The sequence below is a fragment of the Amycolatopsis speibonae genome (assembly GCF_042647925.1).
Classification (GTDB): domain Bacteria; phylum Actinomycetota; class Actinomycetes; order Mycobacteriales; family Pseudonocardiaceae; genus Amycolatopsis; species Amycolatopsis speibonae.
On the sequence record NZ_JBHRWK010000056.1, the window covers coordinates 14436 to 32106 of the forward strand.

Annotated in this window: 17 protein-coding genes; 11 read left to right on the plus strand and 6 right to left on the minus strand. The window is 67.7% G+C overall.

What is annotated here, in order from left to right:
* Positions 1-10 precede the first annotated feature (10 nt).
* Both ACFOSH_RS30555 and ACFOSH_RS30560 read left to right on the plus strand, forming a co-directional pair.
* Positions 11-1258, plus strand: a complete 1248-nt coding sequence (locus ACFOSH_RS30555; protein WP_378242737.1) for a nucleotide sugar dehydrogenase — start codon at positions 11-13, stop codon at positions 1256-1258.
* Positions 1259-1331: 73 nt separating this feature from the next.
* On the plus strand, positions 1332-1868 hold the full coding sequence (locus tag ACFOSH_RS30560) for an EF-hand domain-containing protein (protein ID WP_378242739.1): 537 nt from the start codon (positions 1332-1334) through the stop codon (positions 1866-1868).
* 42 nt (positions 1869-1910) lie between these two features.
* Here the strand turns inward: ACFOSH_RS30560 and ACFOSH_RS30565 are convergent, their stop codons facing one another.
* The 6 genes from ACFOSH_RS30565 to ACFOSH_RS30590 are packed head-to-tail and all read right to left on the minus strand — an operon-like array spanning position 1911 to position 7273.
* Positions 1911-2312 carry a DUF6917 domain-containing protein gene (locus ACFOSH_RS30565; RefSeq protein ID WP_378242741.1) on the minus strand — a complete coding sequence of 134 codons (402 nt, stop codon included), beginning with the start codon at positions 2310-2312 and terminating at the stop codon, positions 1911-1913.
* Positions 2305-3189, minus strand: a complete 885-nt coding sequence (locus tag ACFOSH_RS30570) for a Gfo/Idh/MocA family protein (RefSeq protein ID WP_378242743.1) — start codon at positions 3187-3189, stop codon at positions 2305-2307. The genes ACFOSH_RS30565 and ACFOSH_RS30570 overlap by 8 nt, the downstream gene beginning before the upstream one ends.
* On the minus strand, positions 3186-4232 hold the full coding sequence (locus tag ACFOSH_RS30575; RefSeq protein ID WP_378242745.1) for an Ldh family oxidoreductase: 1047 nt from the start codon (positions 4230-4232) through the stop codon (positions 3186-3188). The genes ACFOSH_RS30570 and ACFOSH_RS30575 overlap by 4 nt, the downstream gene beginning before the upstream one ends.
* The gene (locus tag ACFOSH_RS30580; protein ID WP_378242747.1) at positions 4229-5449 is read right to left on the minus strand and encodes a M20/M25/M40 family metallo-hydrolase; all 1221 of its coding nucleotides are present in this window, start codon (positions 5447-5449) and stop codon (positions 4229-4231) included. The genes ACFOSH_RS30575 and ACFOSH_RS30580 overlap by 4 nt, the downstream gene beginning before the upstream one ends.
* Positions 5446-6264 carry a sugar phosphate isomerase/epimerase family protein gene (locus ACFOSH_RS30585; protein WP_378242749.1) on the minus strand — a complete coding sequence of 273 codons (819 nt, stop codon included), beginning with the start codon at positions 6262-6264 and terminating at the stop codon, positions 5446-5448. The genes ACFOSH_RS30580 and ACFOSH_RS30585 overlap by 4 nt, the downstream gene beginning before the upstream one ends.
* Positions 6254-7273: a Gfo/Idh/MocA family protein gene (locus tag ACFOSH_RS30590; protein WP_378242751.1), complete on the minus strand. Its 1020-nt coding sequence runs from the start codon at positions 7271-7273 to the stop codon at positions 6254-6256. Before ACFOSH_RS30590 ends, ACFOSH_RS30585 begins: the two co-directional genes overlap by 11 nt.
* 167 nt (positions 7274-7440) lie before the next feature.
* On the opposite strand from ACFOSH_RS30590, the gene ACFOSH_RS30595 reads away from it, so the two are divergent.
* From ACFOSH_RS30595 to ACFOSH_RS30635, 9 genes are read left to right on the plus strand one after another with little or no spacing between them, the layout of a single operon-like run.
* Positions 7441-8589 (plus strand): DegT/DnrJ/EryC1/StrS family aminotransferase, encoded by a 1149-nt coding sequence (locus ACFOSH_RS30595; RefSeq protein WP_378242753.1) that lies wholly within the window; start codon positions 7441-7443, stop codon positions 8587-8589.
* Positions 8586-9707: a DegT/DnrJ/EryC1/StrS family aminotransferase gene (locus ACFOSH_RS30600; protein WP_378242755.1), complete on the plus strand. Its 1122-nt coding sequence runs from the start codon at positions 8586-8588 to the stop codon at positions 9705-9707. The genes ACFOSH_RS30595 and ACFOSH_RS30600 overlap by 4 nt, the downstream gene beginning before the upstream one ends.
* On the plus strand, positions 9707-10348 hold the full coding sequence (locus ACFOSH_RS30605) for a class I SAM-dependent methyltransferase (protein WP_378242757.1): 642 nt from the start codon (positions 9707-9709) through the stop codon (positions 10346-10348). Before ACFOSH_RS30600 ends, ACFOSH_RS30605 begins: the two co-directional genes overlap by 1 nt.
* A complete protein-coding gene (locus ACFOSH_RS30610; protein WP_378242759.1) occupies positions 10345-11268 on the plus strand; it encodes a UbiA family prenyltransferase in 924 nt (307 codons plus the stop codon). Before ACFOSH_RS30605 ends, ACFOSH_RS30610 begins: the two co-directional genes overlap by 4 nt.
* Positions 11265-12545, plus strand: coding sequence for a protoporphyrinogen/coproporphyrinogen oxidase (locus tag ACFOSH_RS30615; protein ID WP_378242761.1), 1281 nt, complete (start codon positions 11265-11267; stop codon positions 12543-12545). Before ACFOSH_RS30610 ends, ACFOSH_RS30615 begins: the two co-directional genes overlap by 4 nt.
* A complete protein-coding gene (locus ACFOSH_RS30620; RefSeq protein WP_378242763.1) occupies positions 12542-14035 on the plus strand; it encodes a class I adenylate-forming enzyme family protein in 1494 nt (497 codons plus the stop codon). The genes ACFOSH_RS30615 and ACFOSH_RS30620 overlap by 4 nt, the downstream gene beginning before the upstream one ends.
* Positions 14026-14817 (plus strand): class I SAM-dependent methyltransferase, encoded by a 792-nt coding sequence (locus tag ACFOSH_RS30625; protein ID WP_378242765.1) that lies wholly within the window; start codon positions 14026-14028, stop codon positions 14815-14817. Before ACFOSH_RS30620 ends, ACFOSH_RS30625 begins: the two co-directional genes overlap by 10 nt.
* A complete protein-coding gene (locus ACFOSH_RS30630; protein ID WP_378242767.1) occupies positions 14814-16190 on the plus strand; it encodes a CoA transferase in 1377 nt (458 codons plus the stop codon). Before ACFOSH_RS30625 ends, ACFOSH_RS30630 begins: the two co-directional genes overlap by 4 nt.
* Positions 16187-17644: a class I adenylate-forming enzyme family protein gene (locus ACFOSH_RS30635; protein ID WP_378242769.1), complete on the plus strand. Its 1458-nt coding sequence runs from the start codon at positions 16187-16189 to the stop codon at positions 17642-17644. Before ACFOSH_RS30630 ends, ACFOSH_RS30635 begins: the two co-directional genes overlap by 4 nt.
* Positions 17645-17671: the final 27 nt, after the last annotated feature.

Below are 17671 nucleotides of genomic sequence, written 5' to 3' on the forward strand. Positions count from 1 at the left end.
GGGACACCCAGTGTCTATCGACCTTGTCGTCGTCGGAGTCGGCTACGTAGGCCTGCCGTTGGCGGAAGCCGCGAGCGCGGCGGGCATGTCGGTCGTCGGGTACGACACCTCGCCGCTGGTCACAGCCGCAGTGGCCGGGGGCCGTTCGCATGTGCCCGACGTGTCCGACGACCGGTTGCGAGCCATGCGGGCACGAGGCTTCCGGGTGACGGCCGATCCCGAGGTGCTCGCGAACGCGGACACGATCGTGCTGTGCCTGCCGACCGGGTTGACCGCGGAGGGCAGGCCGGATCTCGGAGCCGTGCGTTCGGCGGCGGAAACCGTCGCCGAAAAGCTGCGCCCCGGCACGCTGGTGGTGCTGGAGTCGACGAGTTTTCCCGGCACCACTGACGAAGTCGTCCGGCCGATCCTGGAAAGGTACGGGCTGACGGCGGGTGAGGACTTCCCGCTCGGTTACTCGCCCGAACGGGTCGACCCGGGCAATCCCCGATTCGGCCTCCGCAACACACCGAAGGTCGTCAGCGGGCACACACCGTTGTGCGCCAAGCATTGCGCCGCGTTCTACGGGCGCATCGCCGACACCGTGGTGATGGCCAAGGGCACTCGGGAGGCCGAGATGGCCAAGTTGCTGGAGAACACCTTCCGCTACGTGAACATCGCGCTGATCAACGAGATCGCGATGTTCTGCCATCGGATCGGTATCGACGTCTGGGACGTGGTGCGGTGCGCCTCGACCAAGCCGTTCGGCTTCATGGCCTTTCTGCCAGGGCCGGGTGTCGGCGGCCACTGTATCCCCGTCGACCCCAAGTACCTGCTGGACAAGGCCGAGCGTGAGGGCACGCTGCTCGGCGTGGTGCACGCGGCGCGGCAGGTGAACGACCGGATGCCGTTTCACGTGGTCGACAGGGTGAAGCGGCTACTCGCCCGGCACGGGAAGCCCGTGCGGGGTGCGAAGGTGCTGCTGCTCGGCGTCGCGTACAAGCCGGGTGTGCCCGACACGCGCGAGTCCGCCGCGATCCAGGTCGCCGTCCGGCTGCGCGAGCTGGGTGCCGAGTTGTCGTACCACGATCCGATGGCTTCTCCGGTACCTGGACTGGGGCCGCCGGTGGACGACCTCGACGAGGCCTTGGACACCGCGGACATCGCGGTGCTCCTGGTGGCGCACCGCGCCTACGAACCCGGGCGGCTGACTGCGGCGGCCAAGCTGCTCTTCGACGTGACTGGGCAGGTTCCCGGAGAGGAGGTCGTCCGGCTTTGACCGTTCCGCCGCGATGAGACCGGCGGACTCGTACCGCAATTCTTCCGAAATTTCGCGAAAAGGAGTGTGCAGGATGACCACGGCGGTCAAGAACGACAGGGCCAAGAAGCGCTTCGAGAAGTGGGACGTCAACGGCAACGGCACGATCGAAAAGTCCGACCTCGTGGCGGAAGCCAGCCGGATCATCACCGCTTTCGAGGAGGACCCGGCCTCGCCCCAGGCCCGCGCTGTGCGAAGCGCGTTCGAGGCAATGTTCGAATACTTGGCAAGCAAGGCAGGAGTCGGCCCAAGTGGCTCGCTGGACGAGGAGCAATTCATCAACGTACTCGAAACGCAGGTCTTCCAGGGGGGCGATGCGGGATTCGACAAGGTGGTGCGGCCGACCATCGCGGCGATCGTCGGCCTGTGCGACACCGACGGAGATGGCGAGGTGAACCCATCCGAGTTCGCCAAGTGGCTCGACGCCATCGGCGTCGAGCGCTCGGCCGCGAAGAAGGCGTTCAGCGACATCGATGCGAACGGTAACGGCAAGCTCACCGTCAACGAGCTCGTGCAGGCGGTACGTGATTACCACTCGGGGAAGATCGACGTACCGCTGTTGGGCAACTGACGGTGGTCCGGGTGGTGGGCGGCCCTCGTTCCCAGGAGCCGCTCACCACTGGCCGCGGAACCGGACCTCTTTTTCCGGCTTCAGGCTGATGTCCTCGCCGCTGATCGTCCGCTTGGCATGGATGAGCACGTTGTAGTGGTTGGGAAAATGGCAGCTGTCGAAGCCGAGTACGGTGCCGATCAGTTTGGTGCCGATCCACACCTCGTCGCCCCGGTCGATCACCCCGGCACAGTCGATCTCGACGAAGCCGAGGAATCCGACCTTGTCGATCCGCGATCCGGACGTGGTGTCGCCTTGGGTCGTCGTGACGAGTTCGTGCACCTCGCCGGCGCGGACACAACGGCTGGCGAACGGTTCCAGGCTCATCCCGCGGTCTTCGCGGTGATGCACCAGCACCTTCACCGTTCTCGCGGTGACCTCACGTTTCGGCCCATTCTCACGCATCGTTTTCTCTCCGGTAGCACTCGTTCACCAAGGACAAGGTCGTGAGGCCGGGGTCGCGCCAGGACCCGCCCTGGCGTACAGCTCTCGCGAAGTCACGGAGCAGTTCGGCGTATTCGTGCCAGAGCGACTCCTTGAACTTCGGGTAACCGGCCAGCAGATCGGCGCGGAGGAAGCTACCGTCCCCCAGACAGACCTCGATGTCCTTGACCTCACCGGGAAACGACCAGTCGAGGTCCACGGTCGCGCGGTCGAGTTCGAGCGTCGCCCGCCGATCGACACCGTCGGTGTCACGAGTGATCCGGACGTCGCGTAGTGCCACCGGGCCGACGAACAGGTGGACGAGGTCGAGTGCGTTCGGCCCGTTGTCCGCCACGCAACCGCCACCGCAGCGTGCCGCGTCGAGGTACCAGATGTCGGCACCGGCGTGCTCTTCGATCTTTTCCCAGTACCGCACGGTCATCGAGGTGATCGGTGCCGCCTCCACGAGTTTGTCGTACAGTTCGCGGACGTTGCGGTTGTACCTGCGGTGGAACGCGGTGAACAAAGCGACACCCCGCGCCGCGGCCAGTTCGACGAGCGTCTCGCCATCGACGTGCTTGGTGGCGAGAGGCTTCTCGACGCAGACCGGCAATCCGGCATCGAGGACATCCCGGCTCACCCTGGCGTGGATGTCGTTGGGCGTGGTCACGATCACCGCGTCGAGGCCGCCGTCGGCGAGCATCGCCCGATGATCGCGGTACCCGGGAGCGGCGACACCGGACAGCGCCGCGGGATCGAGGTCGCAGACGGCGGCCAGCGCGAATTCCCGTGAGTGTTCGATCGCGTCGAGATAGAACCGCGAGATGACGCCCAGCCCGACGACACCTACCCGGATCATCGGCCGATCCTTTCCTTGGCCGTGCAGAGTTCTTCGTACACCGCATCCGGAACCGGCACCCCATGCGCACGGAACCGGGCCGCGCGTTCACCCTCGTGCCAGCCCGGGTAGACGACCGGCGCCGCGGGATCCAGGGCCGGCCAGCCGAGCACCTTCGCGAACAGCGCGGTCGCGTCCGCCGCGAAGCCGGTCCGGAGGAGGTCCGGAGCGATCGCCAGGGCCATGACCCCGATGTCGTCGTCGCGATTCCCGTCGGTGGACAAGGCGCCGAGCGCGGCGCCGGGAACCAGCGCGGCGAGCACCTCGACCAGCAGACCAAGGCCGAACCCCTTGTACGCGCCCGTTTCCGGATCACCGCCCAGCCAAAGCAGACGAGCGTCTCCCCGGTCGAGCGCGGCGGCGTCGGTCACGGGCGAGCCGTCCTGGCCTGCCAGCCAGCCCGGCGGGATCGGCCTGCCCTCGCGGGCGGCGGCCCGCACCCGTCCGGTCGGGACGACCGTGGTGCTCATGTCGAGCACGAACGGATGGCCTTCACCGGCGGGACAGGCGAGCGCGAGCGGGTTCGTGCCGAGCATCGCGGCCGTGGCACCCGGCGGAGGAGCGATACGCTGCCCGCCGCAGTTCGAGGCGATCAAACCGATCATGCCGTGCGCGACCGCCCGCGCGGCGTGGTGGCCGGCACAGCCGATATGGGTGGCCCCGCGCAGTGACACCAGGCCGATGCCGTGCCGGGAAGCCCGTGCGCACGCCAGTTCCATGGCCTGGGAAGCCGACCACAGGCCGAGCGTCCGCCGGGCGTCGGCCAGGACACAGGCGCCGAGGTCGGTCTGGACGACCATATCCGCTCGTGGATCCGTCCGGCCTTGGTCGAGCAGCGGCAGGTACAGGCGTGACAGGTTGACCAGACCGTGAGAGGTCACCCCGGTCAGGTCTCCGTGACACAAGGCCTCGGCGGCGACCGTCGCGCGATCCTCGGGGACGCCTCGGCCGGTGAAGATCTCGACGACCTTGGACAGCAAGGTCGCGTACGGTACGACGGTCATGCTCCTCCGCTCCGGCTGAAGCGCACGACGATGTCGCGCACGAGGGCGCTGAACTGATCGAGTTCGTCGACGTCGGCGTACTCACCGGCCGAGTGGGCGTTGTTGGCGCCCAGGGAGCCGGGGCCGAGAACGGCTGTCCGGGTGCCAGGGACATCGGCGAGCCAAAGGGCGTCGCAGGTGAAGCCGGGTTCGTCGTCAGGCCAGCGTGGAACGAGCCCGTCCAGAAGGGGAATCTCTTGGCGCGGAAGGACCGGGAGGTCGCGTTTTCGCCAGTGCAGACCGGTGATCTCGGCGGCCTCCATCGCGGTGCGGTGGAAGCCGGGCGAGTCCTGGAATCGCCTGCGGAATTCGCCGAGTCCGGTGCTGAGACCACTTTCCAGCGCCGCAGTCATCTTCGCTGCGGATTCCTGGCTGTCGTAGGGAATGTTGAGCAGAAGCTCGCCTTGGCCGTAGACGCGGTTGTGCATGGTTCCGGTGTGCAGGCCCGCGACGCAGACCTGACCGCGCGGGGCCAGGTCGAGCGCGAGGTGCTGCGCGAGGAAGCCCAGCAGTACCGATGCGTTGTGCCCTCGATGGGCCTCGTCATCGATCGCGTCGTCGCCGTCCACCCGGACACACGCGGTCATAGAGGCCGAGCATCTCGGCAGGTACCGGAGTCCAGTAGGTTCGCAGAAGATGTTGAGCTCGCCGTGGAAACCCGCCTCCACCAGCGGACGTGTGCCGAAAGTGCCCATCGCACCGCCCTCCTCTCCGGAGACGGCCTGTACGATCACACCGGCGTCCCGGCCGACCGCCGGATCCGCCGCGATCGCGGCACGGAGACCCGCCAGCAGGGCCACCGCCGGCCCCTTGGCGTCGATCGCGCCCCGGCCGACGAAAGCGGTCCCGTCGAACCATGCGGATTCGAAGGGAGCGACTGTGTCGAGGTGCACGTTGAACATCACCGCGGGGGAGGCCGGACCGATGCGGAGCACGAGGCTCGGCTGACAGAAGAGAAACTCCGGCTCGACGTGGCGAACCACGGCGGGTACGCCGGGACGATCCAGTAGGGACGGGTCCGGGGAGTCGAAGTACGCGATGTCGAAGCCGATTTCGGTCGCCGCGGCGGCGTAGAGCCGCATCGCCTCCCACAGCTGGACCTCGTCGGTGGTCTCGAGGGGGCCGGCTGTCGGAAGATCGAGCAGCCGAAGGAGCAGATCCCGGTCAGGCGGGATCACCGGAGCAACTCGGTCATCGCCTTGCCGGCCGTGCGGAACTGAGCGACGGCGTCCGCTGCCAGCCCGCCGGATTCGTGTGGGGCGACCGCGAGATGCGGTTCCAGAGACCAGGCGCCACTGTACCCGTTGGCTTGTAACAGTTCTACACACTCCATGACTCGTGCCGAGCCCTCGCCTGGGACGGTGTAGCCGCATCCGTCGGCGTCTTTGACGTGCACGTGCTCGACGTGGTCGACGATGTCGGCGAGCAGGTCGTAGCCGTCGTAGCCATGGACGACCCCGTTCCCGGTGTCGAAAAGCAGCTTCAACGCGGGGCTTGAGATCTCATCGAGCAGGTCCAGCATTCGTTCGGCTTTCGTGCCCGCCCAGCCGGAGCAGTTCTCGTGCAGCAGGGTCACACCATGCCGCTCTGCTCGATCGGTGAGCGCGCCGACCCTGGCGATCGCGTGGGCGCGCCAGTCGAACTCGGCCAGGCCGTCGTTGGGATAGGACATGATCCTGACGTAACGCGTGCCTAGGAGGCGGGCCCGCTTGGCGAGCACGTCGAGTTCGTCGAGGTCGTCGCGGAACGGGGTGGTGATCGGCCGGGACCAGCCGCCGATGCGGGAGGCCAGGCAGACCACGCGCAAACCGTTGTCGAACAGCGCGGCTGACACAGAAGAGAACTGTTCGTCCGTGATATCGGCGATGGCGACCTTGTCGATGGTGCGCAACTCGATCGCAGGCCACCCCAGGTCCGTGAGCACCGAAATCTGCCCGTCGATGTCGTGTGCCGCCTCGTCGGTCAGGCCGGCGAGCACTGGTTCACTCGACATGCGTCGCCGCCGCTTCCGGGTCCGGGCGGGTGACCGGCTCCGCGCAGATGTTCTTGGCCACGGACAGCAGCTGCACCACCTCGGTGGCGAACGTGAAGCCCAGCGTCTGTTCCCCACCTGCCTGAAACTTCTGGTACGCCTGGTACATCCATTCCGTCATGGCGTCGTCGCGCAGCACCACGTGATCGGACGGGCCGTCCGAACGCAGGGTCAGCTGGGAGTGGTGATCGTCCCCGCTGACCGCGAAGTGCCCGACCGCACTGCCCTTTTCGAATTCGACGGTGACTCTTCGTTCGCGCACCGGAGATGTCAGATCCGAGCGGATCTCCGTGTGGATTCCGGTGTTGTGCCGGAGGCCGATGGTGGCGCCGCCCATTCGCGCGCCGAAGTTGCCGCCCATCTCGAGATCGGTCCCGGACGCGTGGGTGACCCGCGCCGCGCCCGCGAGTCGCACGGCGAGCGCGACACCGTGCGGTAGTTCGACGTCGAAGGCGGTCGGATGCCCTGGCACCATCAGCGAACGGCGGAATCGCGGCTTGTTCTGCACGACGTCGATCGTCCTCGGGGTCCCGAACCGGCCACTGCGGATCAGCTCGACCAACCGCCAGGTGAGGGTGCTGGTCAGCCACGGCTCGACGACCTCGACATGCAGTTTGTGCTTACGGCGCAGGCGGATGATGCGGGCGAGATCGTCGATGTCCGCGGCGAGCGGCTTTTCCACGATCAGCTTGCGGAAGCCCAGTTCCGCGAGCTCGGACAGGACCGGGAAGTGTTCGGTCGGCGGGGTGCAGACATGCGCGACAGTGTGGGCGGGATCGAGTCCGGCGGCCGCTTCGTCGATGGTCGGCGCGATGACGAGCCCAGGCCGGTCTGTGACGCCCTGACGCGTGTCGCACGCCGAGATGGGCTCGTCACCGAAGAGGTGCGGGGTGCTGCTGCGAAGTTTGGCCAAGACCGGGAGGTGCAGACCCGCGCCTGCCCGGCCGAGTCCCACGACGAGTGAACGCACGGGTGAGCTTGCTCCTCGAGTTTCTGCCTGAGAAATTCAAGGTAAAACTGGCAGCATGGAGTTCGAGTGTCAATACCCGACGGCCGGATTTGACCAGGAAGGGCGAACCTGTAGAGGGGGCGGATTGCCTGCTCTAGGGTCGGTAGCCGGTTCTCAATGCGCGGGAGGTGGGGACACTGGCTGTCTCTTTTTACAATCAATCCAGGACTTTCGGGCAACTGTGGCCGGCCATCAACCGGCATATTCTCGACGTGATGGAAAATGGAAAATTTTCGCATGGGAACAAAGTGGCGGAGTTGGAGACCGCGCTCGCCGCGTACACCGGTGCGAGGTACGTCGTCGGGGTCAACAGCGGAACGGACGCGCTGGTGCTCTTGCTCCGCGCGGCGGGCTTGGGACAGGGCGACGAGGTCATCGTTCCCGCCTTCTCGTTCGGAGCGACGGCGACCTCGGTCGTGCTCGCGGGTGGGCGGCCGGTCTTCGCCGACATCGAGCAGGACAGCTACGGCATCGACCCCGGCGGGATGGAGGCGGTCGCCGGGGAACGGACCCGCTTCGTCATGCCGACGCATCTGTTCAGCCGGCTCGCCGACATCGACGGCGTGCTCGCCGAGTCGCGGCGGCTCGGCCTCACGGTCGTCGAGGACAGTGCTGAGGCCATCGGCATGCGGCACCGTGGCACACACGCCGGTCTGTTCGGCGCGGGCGGGGTGCTGTCCTTCTTCCCGACCAAGACACTGGGGGCGGTCGGTGACGCGGGTGCCGTCCTCACCGACGACCCCCGCGTCGCCCGGACCGCCGACGCACTGCGCCATCACGGCAGGCTCGGCGACACGATCGGGAACTTCCCCGCCATCGCCACCACCACGAGCCTGCCGGGCGTGAACAGCAAGATGGACGACATCCAGGCCGCCGTCCTGCTCGCGAAGCTCACCAGGCTGGACGAGGACATCGTCCGACGCTCGAGCTTGGCCGCCCGGTACACGGAGTCCTTGTCCGGCGTCCCGGGGGTGCGCAAGACGCCGGTACCCCGGCCGGACAGCGTGTTCTACGTCTACGTGATCGAGGTCGACTCTCGGGACGATCTGGCGGCTCACCTGTCGGCAAACGGTGTGCAAACCGAGATCTATTACCCGGTGCCACTCCATCTTCAGCCTTGTTTCGCCGGGCACGGCCATCGCGTCGGCGACTTTCCGAACGCGGAGAACGCGTGCCGGTACACGCTGGCGCTGCCACTGTATCCGGATATGACGACAGGTGATGTCGACCAGGTCTGTGCGTCCATTCGGAAGTTCTATTGTGGACGGAAAGCATGACGCTACCGTTTTTCCCCGAAGATCTCTTCGACGCCGACAGGGACGTGTTGCTCGACATCGTGGAGCGGGTCGGATGTGCTCCGGAACAGAAATTCATCCTCGGCGAGCGCACCGCGGAATTCGAGGCGGCGATCCGTGATTCGGTCGGTGCCGCGGACGCGATTGCCTGTGGGAGCGGCACTTCTGCGCTGACACTGGTGTTGCGGGCGATGGACGTCGGCGTCGGCGACGAAGTGATCGTTCCCGCTTTCGGCTGCGCTCCGCTCGCGTCGGCACCGGCCCTGCTCGGCGCGACACCGGTGTTCGCCGACGTCGATCCCCGGACCATGGTCGTCGACACCGCCGCGGTCGCGCGGCTGATCACCCCCCGGACGAAGGTGATCATGCCGGCGCACATGTTCTCGGTCATGGCGGACATGCCGGCGTTACGCCGGATCGCGACGAGCGCGGGCGTGCGGCTGCTGGAGGACTCCGCGGTCGCGCAGGGGGGATCGCTGGCCGGCACACCCGCCGGGATGTGGGGCGACGCGGGGGTGTACTCGTTCGTCCAGGTCAAGACGTTCGGGATGCCGGGGGAGGGCGGCATGGTCGTCACCGGCGATCTCGACCTCGGGGCGACGGTGCGGATGCTGCGCAATCACGGCCAGGACGGCGAGAATCGCTTCCTGTACCACCAGGTCGGTTACAACAGCCGGTTCGACGAGATCATGGCGGCGTTCCAGTTGCACCGGCTCCCGACCTTCCCCGAGCGGCTCGCCCGGCGTGCCCGGATCGGCGAGTACTACACCGGGCGGTTCGGCGATCTCGCCGGATGTGGTGTGGAGCCGCCGCCTGCCACTCGTGACGGACGCTGCTACTACGTCTATTCGCTACTTGTCGAGCGGCGGGAAGAACTCCGCGACCATCTCGCGACGCGAGGCATCGGTTCCCACGTCTACTACCGGGACGCGCTGCCCCGGCAACCGGCCTTCACCTCGTACGTCCGGCCGGATGGGGCCTGGCCGGGCGCGGATCTCGCCGCGCGGCGGTCGCTCGCCATCCCGATCTACCCCCAGCTGACCGATCAGCAGGTGGAACACATCGCCGACGCGGTGTGCGAATTCGCGAAGGAGTTGTGATGCGGCAAGTTACCCGGACACCGGCGCCGAGCGAAATCGCCGAAGAGTGGCGCAGTCGCGCCACACGCTCCGGATTGGCCAGGGTCATGCGGGCGTCGCAGCCGGCCGACCTCGCGGCCGAGACGACCGCCCGGACCATTCAGCTCGTCACGACTTTCCTGCGCTCGCTCGGCGAGGTCGACAGCGCACTGGAGATCGGGTGCGGGATGGGCAGGCTCACGTCGTCGATCGCGGGGCAGGCGCGGGCGGTGACCGCGATCGACATGACTCCGCGCATGCTCGACCTCGCCAGGGACAACTGCGCTCATCTGTCCACCGTGGACTTCATGCTGGCGAAGGTTCAGCGACTTCCGTGGAAGGACAAGCGATTCGACGTGGCCGTCTGTGTCTGGGTGCTGATGCACATCCTGGACGACGACGAGATTTCCGCGGCTTGTCAGGCCATCGCCGCGGCCGCGCGGCATCTCGTCCTCGTCGAATACGAGGAGGCGGACATTCCCGTCGGCAGATTCTCGGCGTTACGGAACCTGGGGGACTACTTGGACCTGCTTCCCGGTGCCAGGCTGATCGAACGGCATGAGCTGCGCTACGGCGGAGACCGCTCGTTCGCCGCGCTGATCGCGCTGGACGGCTCGCGATGACGACCCACGCCGTCGCTCGCGGCAAGGCGTACTTCCGGCTCGCGAAGCTCGACATCGTCGACTACTACCTCGGCGTGGTCGTGGTGTGGACGCTGCTCGCGCCGGCAGCCCGGTTCGATTCGAGTGCCCTCGCCTCCGTCGGGGTGTTCCTGCTCGGTGAGGTTTTCGTGATCGCGGCGATGGTCGCGCTGGACGACCTCACGGGCTACCGCGACGGCAGTGACATCACGAACTATTCGCCGGACGACGCCAAACGCAAGCGCTATCGCAAGCCACTGGTCGCGGGAACCCTCGACGAAGAACAGGTGCTGCGGTTCGCGTGGCTGACCGCGGCCGCCGGCGCGGCGCTCTGGGGCGCCGCCGTTCTGCTGGCACCACACCGTCCAGTGTGGACAATGGGGCTCATCGCGGTCACCTACTTCTTTTCGTTGCAGTACTCCTGGGGTCTGAAACTCAGCTACCACGGTCTCCAGGAGTTCTTCATCGCGGCGCTCGGGTGGGCGCTTGTCCTGGCCCCCTACGGTCTGGCGACCGGTGAGTTCACCGGGTTCGCGCTCACGCAAGCACTGCTGTTCGGACTCGGGCCGCTGCTGTTCGGCGTCTACTCCAACACCAACGACGTCGAGGGCGATCGGCGGGTCGGGAGGCCGACGGTCGCGGCACTGACGTCACCGCGTGGCAACACGATCTTCGTGATCGCCGTGTCAGCAGCCGAATTCGCCCTGATCCTCGGCGTTCCAGCGCTCGGCGGGCCTTGGTGGTTCCCGCTCGCACTGCTTCCGACGATCGTGTCCCGGGCCCGGCAGGTATGGGTCGGGTTCGGGCGGGGAGACATCCTGTCGGCACGGATGCTCGGCATCAAGATCCACCGGCTCACCGTGCTGACGCTGGCCTTGGTGAATCTGGTGGTGATCGCGTGACCGATGTGGACGTCGCCGTCGTGGGCGCGGGGATCGCCGGGCTCACCGCCGCGTACCGGTTGGCCGAGACCGGGCGCGAGGTGAGGGTCTTCGAGGCGGCGGACGTGGTCGGCGGCCGGATGACGACCTTGCGCGAGGACGGTTATCTGATCGACACCTGCGCGGAGCAACTCGCCGAGCGGGGTTACCGGGAGACATGGAAACTCCTGGCCGAGCTGGGTATCGGCCGTCAGGCGGTGCCCAGGATCGGACGCGGCATCGCGATGTGGCGCGGCGGCCCCCGATCCGGCGTCGCCGAGCTACGAGGGTTGCTCACCGGCGCCGGGTTGCCGGTGCGGGCACGGATGGACAGCGCGCTGGCGATGCGGGGAGAGTTCGACCTCGCCTGCCCGGAGACCTCGTGGCTGGGCAACCGCACCGTCTCGGAGTACGCCGACCACTACCATCCGGATCTGCTGACCTATCTGCTGGAGCCGGTCGTCTCGGGGTTCTTCGGCTGGAACCCGGAGCGTTCGACGGCTGCGCCTCTGCTCGCCTTGCTCACGTCGGTCGGGCCGCCACGGACTTGGCGCGCTTACAACGACGGCATGGACACCTTCGCCCGCGCCCTCGCTTCCCATGTGGACGTGAGCACGGGATTCCGGGTCGAGCAGATCGTGGACGACGGCTCCTCGGTGCGGATCATCGGCGCCACGCGTGACATCAGCGCCAACACGGTGGTCTTGGCCGTGCCCGCACCCATCGCGGCCGGGCTGCACCCGCGGCACGGATCGGAGTTCCTCGCCGCGTGCTCGTTCACCCCGGTGGTCAAGGCACACCTGCTCCTGGACCGTCCGCTCGGCGGTCCAGACTACGCCGTGGTGGTGCCGATAGCGGAGAACGGCGTCGTGGCGACGATCATCTTCGACCATCTCAAGAACCCCGGCCGTGCGCCGGACGGCCGGGGCCTGGTCACACTGATGGCGCATCCGGCCGTGGTGCCGGACTTGATGACCGCTTCCGATGAAGAGGTTTCAGCACGTCTGCTGGACGCAGCCGAACCGCTCGTGCCCGGCCTGCGCGCGGCGACACGGCGTGCGATAGTCCGGCGGGTTCAGTACGCGTCGCCAGAGGCGACGCGTCGCGCCCTCGCCTTGCGTGCCTCCTTCGAAGCAGGGCTGGGGAGGGGCGCTGTCGACTACGCAGGGGACTGGGTGTTCCTGAGTCCCTGCAGCGAGGCGGCGGTCCGCTCCGGTGTCCGGGCGGCCGGGCGCCTGGCCGGGGGAAGGCCCCGATGAAACCACATGACATGGGAACCCTGTTCGACGAATGCACGGCTGTCCGGACGATCGTTCGCCTCGACCGGCCGTTCGACATCGCGCCGGACCGCGGGATCGATTTCACCGTCGGCCAGCTCGCCGGGCTGGTCCGCGATGCGGCGGGCTGGCTGCACGAGGCAGGAGTCCGCCCCGGGGACCGGGTCGCCATCGCCAAGCGCAACCACTGGGATTACGACCTGCTGGCCTGCGCCGCGGTGCGAATTGGCGCGGTACCGGCGAAACTGTCCGGCCATCTACCGGACGACACACTGGACCTCCTGGTCAAACGGCTCGATGCCGCCCTGCTGGTCACCGATCGGCCGTCCCCGCGCGCCCGCCGGGTGCTGCGGATCGACGAATTCGCGGCCGCGGCACCACCAGAGCCCCATCGGAGGCACGACGACGAACCGCTGGTCATCTGTCACACCTCAGGGACCACTGGCACACCGAAGCTGGTTGTCCACACGACTCGCACGATCATCGACAGACTCGCACGACCGGAAGCAAGCCGTTGGCCCGTCATCGGTACCCGGCGTGACGACGTCGTGGGCAACGCCAGTTCGTACGCGCATGGCCGGACCTTCTGCTGGACCGCGTCGGCCCTTTGCCTCGCGCCTCGCGAGCTGGTGATCCTGAGCACGGACTCGGCGGCCGCCCGGATGTTCGGGCGGTATCGGCCGACCATCATCGAGGCACTCCCCACGGCATACACACGCTGGCGTCAGCTCGCGAACAGCCCGGAGAACCCGTTCCAGCGGGTCCGGAGATTCGTCAGTACCTACGACGCCGTCCATCCCCCGGTGGTCAGAACGTTGCTGAACGCCAGCGCACACAAACGTCCGCTGTGGATGCAGGGCTGGGGTCAGTCCGAGACCGGGCCACTCGCGTTCCGTTTCTTGACAAGGCGTTCCGCGCATACGACGCGCGATCTCGGCAGACCCGTACCGGGGTTCGCCAAACTGAAGGTCGTCGACCCGGAAAGCGCCGAACCGGTCGCGCCCGGCACAGCGGGGCTGTTGCTGGCTCGTACCCGCGCGCTTTGCGTCGGCTACGTGGGTGAGCAGGATCGCTGGGAGGCCAAGACATCCGGGCCGTGGTGGAATACCGGCGACCTCGGCGTGGTGAGCCGGACCGGTGCGGTGACCCTGCTGGATCGCGAGGTCGACACCGTACCGGGGCTGAGCTGTCTCGCCGTCGAGGACCGGATCGAGGATCGCTTGCCGTCCATCGCCGAGTGCGTGCTGCTGTCCGCGGCGGGACGGGAACCCATCCCGGTCGTCGTCACCGATACCGCACTGGACCTCGAGCGGTGGAGTGCCGCCGTCGCGGACTTGCCGCCGATGGGCGAACCGGTAGTGCTTCCCTGGGACGACGTCCCGAGAACGGGGACCGGTAAGGTGCGGCGCCTGGACCTACTGGCGCGTCTCACCGGAACGACCGACACATACGGATCGGGTAGGTGGACGTGACGACGGCTTACGTGTTCGACAACCACAGCGGACACGCCAATGAACAGCATCGGTGTCTCTCGCAGGCATACGATCCGTTCACCTTCGAAAGGCTGGCGCAGACCGGCGTCGGTGACGGATGGTCCTGTCTCGAGGTCGGTGCGGGCGGCAGCGGTGTCGCGCACTGGCTCGCCGACCGGGTGGCGCCGACGGGATGGGTGCTGGCGACCGACATCAAGCCCGACCACGTCGCCACCGGCTCCCGGCTGACCGTTCTCCGGCATGACATCGTCCATGATCCCTTGCCGAGCAACGCTTTCGACGTCATCCACGCCCGGCTGGTGCTCCAGCACCTGCCCGAGCGTGAGGTCGTGCTGGGAAAGCTGGTTGAAGCCCTGAAACCGGGCGGCTGGCTCCAGATCGACGAGTTCGACATCTCTTACGGCCCGGTGCTGCTCGCCCCCGGCGAACGGTCCGCGCGACTCTACGAAAAATTCCTCACGGCCAAGGAAAGGGCGTTCGAGAACGCGGGCGGTGACGGCACCTGGGGTCGCCGGGTCGCCGCGTCGATGGCTTCTGCGGGCTTGACCGGGATCGACCCGATACCGCGGGTCTTTCCCTGGCGGGCGGGATCACCCGGTGTCCGGTTGCTGATCCACCACACGCGCCATCTACGGGAGCGGCTGATCGCCGAGGGCATGACCGACGGCGAACTCGCCGAGGTCCGCGCGGTCATGGAGGATCCGAGGTTCCGGGCGGCATCGTGCGTGGTCTATTCCGTCCACGGAAGGCGTCGCGCATGATCACCACCCTGGACACGATGACCGTGGCGGGACCGGTCGATCTCCCGATGGCCGGTGAACTGGACGTGCAGGCCGCCTGCGGGATCATGCATGTCCACGGCCGCCGATACGGCGAACCGACCCCGCTCGGTCTCGACTACGCGTCCATCCTCGCGTCCGAACTCGCCGCGATCGGTGGCACCGCGGTGGGCTTCGCCCGCGACCGGGGAATCCCGCTGCGCGGCGCGTCCACTTCGCTGGCGCAGGCGGCACTGCTGGCGGTCTCCCAGTACCTCGCGGCCGCGACAACCGAGGACGACCATCAGGAAACCTGGCTGCCCGGTGGCCCGCCCTTCCACTCGGCGGAAGGTGTCGCGTTCGAGATCGAGACACTCGATCCTGTCGTGTGGCAACGGTTCTGGAACGCGCTCGGGGCCTGCCAGGAAACGATCGCACGCGGCTGGCGGCCGTTCGCCGACCGGTTCGCGACCGCGACCTGCCCGTTGCCTTCCGGGCTGCACGATCTGGCCGCCGCGGGGCCGATCCAGTGGATCGAAGGGATCGCCGCCCACACGGGAATGACCCTCGTCCGCGTGGCGACGCGTCCGTACGACGGTATCCCTGCGTTCACCGTGAGCGGGGAGGGACGCGGCCACCGGAGGGTCCGGCCGCTGGAGTTCCTGCCGCTGTCCGGCCTCGTGGTGCTCGAATCGTGTCGGCGGGTCCAGGGACCCATGGCGGGGCACCTGCTCCGGCTTCTCGGCGCGACCGTTCTGCGCGTCGAACCTCCGGGCGGCGACCCACTGCGATGGGTTCCGCCGATCGCCGGCGCGGCGTCGGCCCGGTTCCGCGCGCTCAACGACGGCAAGGAAGTCGTCGAAATCGACCTGAACACGCCGGGCGGCAGGCGGCAACTGCTCGAACTCGCTTCCAGCGCCGACGTGTTCTTGCACAACTGGGCGCCCGGCAAAGCCGAGCAATGGTCGTTGACCGCGTACGACCTGGCGCTGGCCCAGCCGGGGATCGTGTACGCGCACGCGTCGGGCTGGGGTGTGGAGCTGGGACCGAATCCGCCGGTGGGCACGGATTTCGTCGTGCAGGCCTATGCCGGGATCCCGTCCTCGCTGATGACGTTGGTCGATGTGTTCGGCGCGGTCATGGCCGTGCGCGGGATCGTGCGGGCACTGTCCCGGCGGGCCACGAGGGTCGGTTCGTCGCTGCTGTCCGCGGCGTCCCGGCTCAATGCGGCAGCGACGCGGCCACGCTGTGGACATCCGCTGAGTGTCCCCGTCTGCGACGACCTCGCGGCGCTCGCCGCGGATCCCCGGTTCTCCCGCGCGGTCGTGCGGGACGAGTGCGCGCTCGTCGGTTCGCCGTGGGAGTTCCACTCATGACCTGGGTGTCCGCGACCGGGGTGGCTCTGCCGGATCTCGTGCCCGCGGAGGTGCGACGCGATTGGGTCCGAAAGGGACACTGCCCGGACCAGGACTTGTACTCCTTGTTCCTCGACCGGGTCCGCGAGCATCCGCAGCGAGCCGCGGTGATCGACGATCTGGGGATGCTCACCTACACGACGCTCGATGTCGCCGTACGCGCATCGGCCGCACGTCTGAGGGCGTCCGGCTGCGGATCGAGGGATATCGTCGGGATACGGGAGCCCAACGGAAGACGCGCTGTCATCGCCGAGCTCGCCGTGTACGCCATCGGCGCCGTGGCGCTACCGGCGCATTCGGACGACCTGCTCGATCGTGCGGGGGTGCGGTACGTCGTCGGGAACGGTCGTATAGCGGGCAAGCCTCGCCGGAGCGCCGGTGTCACCCGGCCACATCCGGACGCCCCGGCGAGGATCCTGGTGACCTCGGGTTCGGAGTCGGCGCCGAAAATGATCGCGTACTCCCATAACGCGTTCGCCGGCGGCCGGGCCAACTACCTCCGCGCCGTCCACGGCACGACCGACGTGCCCAGGGATCTGGTGCTCGTCCCCTTGACGTCGGGATTCGGCTCGTTCGGGGTCCCGGTGACACTGTGCTGTCTCGGCGGCACGCTGATCCTGACCCGCCGGTTCGAGGCGGGCGCGGCGGTGCGCCTGATCAGCGGCCAGCGCCCGACGCACGTGTTCGCCGTGCCGACGATGTGGCGGCGCATGGTCGAAGACCCGGAAGTGTTGAACGCGTCGAGTGTCGAGGCCATCGTGTCGAGTGGCGACACCCTCGCACCCTCCACACGGGCCGCGTGCCGGGAGCTCTTCGGCGCCGACATGATCGACGTCTACGGCTCTTCCGACGGGGCCAACTGCCATACGACGGAGCCGGAGAACGGTGCCGGTGTCCCGGATCCCTCCGTCTGCGAGATTCGTATCGTCGGGGGTGAGATCTGTGCGAGAGGTCCGATGACCCCACTGTGCTACGTCGCCGCACCGGAGATGGACGCGGAATACCGGTTCGACGGAGGCTGGGTGCGGACGGGAGACAACGGCCGCCTGGACGTGCACGGACGGCTGCACGTGACCGGCAGGCGCAAACGGGTGGTGATCCGCGGGGGTTACACGATCAGCCCGGCCGAGGTGGAACTGGCGATCAGCGATCATCCTGCGGTCACGGACGTCGCCTGTGTGCCGGTGCCGGACGCCGAACTGGGAGAGCGACTCTGTGCCTGCGTCACTGTCCGGAATGGACATTCGCCGACCTTGTCCGAGCTCGCGGCGTTCCTGACCGCTCAGGGGGTCGAGACGGCGAAGCTGCCTGAATTCCTGATAACCCTTCCCGAACTGCCACTGGGTCGCACCGGAAAAGTCGCCACGCACGCGCTGAAGCGGGTCGCGGCCGACCGGTGTGGAGGTGCGCGATGACGGTGCTGGTCACTTCGGGGACCTGCG

Coding starts and splice junctions, on each gene's coding strand:
- ACFOSH_RS30600 (WP_378242755.1), top strand. CDS start 8,586: ATGACGCTACCGTTTTTCCCCGAAGATCTCTTCGACGCCGACAGGGAC.
- ACFOSH_RS30565 (WP_378242741.1), bottom strand. CDS start 2,312: ATGCGTGAGAATGGGCCGAAACGTGAGGTCACCGCGAGAACGGTGAAG.
- ACFOSH_RS30620 (WP_378242763.1), top strand. CDS start 12,542: ATGAAACCACATGACATGGGAACCCTGTTCGACGAATGCACGGCTGTC.
- ACFOSH_RS30630 (WP_378242767.1), top strand. CDS start 14,814: ATGATCACCACCCTGGACACGATGACCGTGGCGGGACCGGTCGATCTC.
- ACFOSH_RS30610 (WP_378242759.1), top strand. CDS start 10,345: ATGACGACCCACGCCGTCGCTCGCGGCAAGGCGTACTTCCGGCTCGCG.
- ACFOSH_RS30585 (WP_378242749.1), bottom strand. CDS start 6,264: ATGTCGAGTGAACCAGTGCTCGCCGGCCTGACCGACGAGGCGGCACAC.
- ACFOSH_RS30570 (WP_378242743.1), bottom strand. CDS start 3,189: ATGATCCGGGTAGGTGTCGTCGGGCTGGGCGTCATCTCGCGGTTCTAT.
- ACFOSH_RS30560 (WP_378242739.1), top strand. CDS start 1,332: ATGACCACGGCGGTCAAGAACGACAGGGCCAAGAAGCGCTTCGAGAAG.
- ACFOSH_RS30575 (WP_378242745.1), bottom strand. CDS start 4,232: ATGACCGTCGTACCGTACGCGACCTTGCTGTCCAAGGTCGTCGAGATC.
- ACFOSH_RS30605 (WP_378242757.1), top strand. CDS start 9,707: ATGCGGCAAGTTACCCGGACACCGGCGCCGAGCGAAATCGCCGAAGAG.
- ACFOSH_RS30635 (WP_378242769.1), top strand. CDS start 16,187: ATGACCTGGGTGTCCGCGACCGGGGTGGCTCTGCCGGATCTCGTGCCC.